General features: G+C 28.3%; 4 protein-coding genes. 1 reads left to right on the top strand and 3 read right to left on the bottom strand.

Annotated elements, in window-relative coordinates; all coding sequences use genetic code 11:
• The first annotated feature begins 364 nt into the window (after positions 1 to 364).
• Positions 365 to 721, top strand: coding sequence for a site-specific integrase (locus tag AJN69_RS10615; RefSeq protein WP_148116010.1), 357 nt, complete (start codon positions 365 to 367; stop codon positions 719 to 721).
• Between the two features lie 130 nt (positions 722 to 851).
• Here AJN69_RS10615 and AJN69_RS05270 read toward each other — a convergent pair whose 3' ends face one another.
• From AJN69_RS05270 to AJN69_RS05260, 3 genes are all read right to left on the bottom strand, one after another.
• Complete coding sequence (locus tag AJN69_RS05270; protein WP_141080069.1) at positions 852 to 1,193, bottom strand: hypothetical protein; 342 nt, start codon at positions 1,191 to 1,193, stop codon at positions 852 to 854.
• A gap of 825 nt (positions 1,194 to 2,018) precedes the next feature.
• Positions 2,019 to 2,231, bottom strand: a complete 213-nt coding sequence (locus AJN69_RS05265) for a hypothetical protein (protein ID WP_070273882.1) — start codon at positions 2,229 to 2,231, stop codon at positions 2,019 to 2,021.
• Positions 2,232 to 2,244: 13 nt separating this feature from the next.
• Positions 2,245 to 2,986: bacteriophage T4 gp5 trimerisation domain-containing protein (locus tag AJN69_RS05260; RefSeq protein ID WP_070287879.1), on the bottom strand; the 742-nt coding region annotated here is incomplete at its 5' end.

Here is a 2,986-nt window from a genome sequence, read left to right as displayed (position 1 = left end):
TTTATAGGCGTATTTTACTAGAATTTGTAGAATATTTATTAGAATATCAAGATGAAATGCAAATAAACGATATAAAAACGACTTTTTTAGTCAATTTTATTAATTATTTAGAAAAAATGGCAATAAACTATCAAAAAAACAAAAATAACTTATTTGAGAGTATTAACTAGCTTTTTTTCTTTTATAAGCGATAATAATGATGATTTGTTTGTTTTTTCCTTTGATATGAAGAAAATTAGATTTAGAACAGAAAAATCAGAAGAAAATTAAATTATCTTAATGAAAATGAAATTATAAGGCTAAATAATGTTTTAGAGAAAGAAAAAGCAAAAAAAGAAGTTTACAATAGTTTTAGAAAAAACTTATGCTTTATGGAGGACTTAGAATTTCTGAAGCTTTAAATGTAAAACTTTGTGATTTTGAAGAGGTTGATGATGAAATATTAAAAATATCCATAATAGGCAAGGGCGGTAAAGAACAATTTGCATTTATTAAAAAAGAAGAAGTAGATGATGAGCTTGAATATTTTAAAGAAAATATCCAAGATAGTGATTACATAATGCAAACTAGCACAGGAAAACATTTAAATAGAAGCAATGCTTTTTTGATTGTAAATAATATTTACGCTAAAGCTTTGATCAGCAAAAAAGGACTTCATTTGCTTAGACACACTTTAGCCATGAGATTAACAGCCAAAGGAACAAACCTTGTGGAATTCTAAGACATGCAAAACTAAATACTACTGCTATATATGCCAAAGCAACAAATGATACAATAAAAGCTGCGTTATTGAATAATTAATTTTTCTAAAATTGAGTATTTGCATAGACTTCAAGAAGAAGTCTATGTGTTTAAAATTGTTCTAATAAAAGTTTAGGTTCTCCGCCAAGTATTTTGATGAAATTTGCAATTCTTGATTGTATTATTTCTACGGAATACATACCTCCTAAACCGCCTAAAGCATAAAATAATTCTTCGAAAATGTCTTCTTTGTTAAATTCAAGTTCTTCTATGTCAATAAGAACAGGAGTTCGGCTACATTTTTGTAAATTTTGATATATTTTGACTAAAATCTTGATTTTTTGTAGATTACTTTCAGCCTCTAAATAAGAATTTAAGTGTATTATTAGGGTTTTTATGAGTTTTTCTCTATTTTCTTTATTTTCAAAAAACTCAAGAGGACTGTGATTTATAGTTAAAATAACCAAAAGAATATACTTGAAAAATTAATAATACAAAAAACATATACTTTTTAAAAAAATAAAATTTTTCAAATATAGAAATTCAATAGAAGGAGAGAAGCTTAGTTAAAAGTTTGTTTGGTAAGCCAAAGGGAAAATTATAACCCCCTTTAAAAAAGGGAAAACAAGTGTTAATAACACTTGACTATAATTATACAAAGTAGTATAATTATTACTATAATTTTGTTTAACATTCTGTATCACCTCCTTTTTGGGCGTGATTGAATGCTAAAGGGGTTGCCGCCCCTTTGGCATTAACCCTTATGCAATTATACCAAAAACAAACTCTTTAACTTCTTAAAACAGTCCATGAAAAGATTTTACTTGTTATTCATTAGCACTTTGTTTTTTGCACCTTCATTTTTATTTGGTGCAAATATTGAAAATATAAAAAAATATAGAAATTCAATAGAAGGAGAGAAGCTTAGTTAAAAGTTTGTTTGATACCGCAGGTAACCCACTCCAGTTGCCCCAAAAATTGAGCTTGGTTAATATGCCTTGACTATAAATAAACAAAGCAGTATAATAACCACTAGAATGAGTTTTATGTACCTCCTTTCAGGGGTTTCACAATTTAGCCGTAGGGGGTCAGCCTGCGGCTTAAACCCTTAATGTAATTTACCAAACAAACTCTTTAACTTCTGAAACAATTTATGAAAGATTTTTGTATAAGTTTTAATATTTTATATGAAAATTTAGGTGTAAGCTATAAACAAGAAGCCTTTCGAGCTAGCTAAGAATACTTGGCTTTAGTTAGGAAGCTCCTACTTCTAAGCGTTAGCGAAAGTAGGAGTAATTCATAGTTTTCATTGTTTTAAAATTTTTCTCTTCGTTATTAATAGATAATTTCGATATATCATATCTATCCCAAAAGATAAGCTCTAAAGGTCGTTGTAAGAAATGATAAGTTAAGCTTATAAAAATAATCAAAGCTATAAGCACACCACAAGGTATATAAAATTTTTTAAGTTTGTAGAAGGGTTTATTCATTGTTTATCCTTTATTACTCTGCTTTAAGTTCTCCACCTCTAACCACAAGTCCATTAGAGTCTATAGTTACTTCAACTCCACCTGCTTTAATGATAACACAATCAGGTTTTGCATTAATAATTGTTTCTCCTACCTGTATAGTCGCCTCGCTATCGGCTTTTAACTCATGAATAGTTTTTGTATAAGTTGTGATATTATCAGCTACCATGCTTGTATTTTTATCACTTTCAAATCCTATGGATTCATTACTTGTAAAAAGAATATTATCTTTGCTTTTATAATCCATCTTTTTCTCGCTTAACACTTGCATTTTATCACTGACATTAATATCATAATGCCCCTCAACCACTTCCTTTTTATTTCCCTTCACATTTCTTGTCTCATCCTTATGTATGATGGTATTTTGATTAGCACCTATTTCTATATCTTTGTTTTCTCCTACATATTCATGAGAGTTTTTAGCCACTCTTACTTTATTATCTACTCCTACATTTAAGGTATTGCTTAATCCTACTATGGTATCTTTAGATAAGCCTACATTAGTTAAGTATTCTCCTCCTATATTGACATTTTTAGCTAAGTCTATGATTTGAGTATGAATCTTTTTAATCCTTTCATTATAAATTCCATCCACTATAGAATCTTTATCATTTAAGATTCTTTGAGTGAAATTATGCTGGACTAATTCATCATAATCCTTTTGGGCTTTTAAATAAATTTGTTCTTTATCTTTTATATTTGAGAGGGTAAGTTCA

The organism is Campylobacter sp. BCW_4338, from assembly GCF_001763255.1.
Taxonomy (GTDB): Bacteria; Campylobacterota; Campylobacteria; order Campylobacterales; family Campylobacteraceae; genus Campylobacter_D; species Campylobacter_D jejuni.
The sequence above is the reverse complement of the archived record's forward strand: the minus strand, read 5'-3'. Positions and strand labels throughout refer to the sequence as shown.

Bases quoted from the DNA above. Each gene is read 5' to 3' on its own strand.
- AJN69_RS05265 (WP_070273882.1), bottom strand. From the start codon at position 2,231: ATGAATAAACCCTTCTACAAACTTAAAAAATTTTATATACCTTGTGGT.
- AJN69_RS10615 (WP_148116010.1), top strand. From the start codon at position 365: ATGCTTTATGGAGGACTTAGAATTTCTGAAGCTTTAAATGTAAAACTT.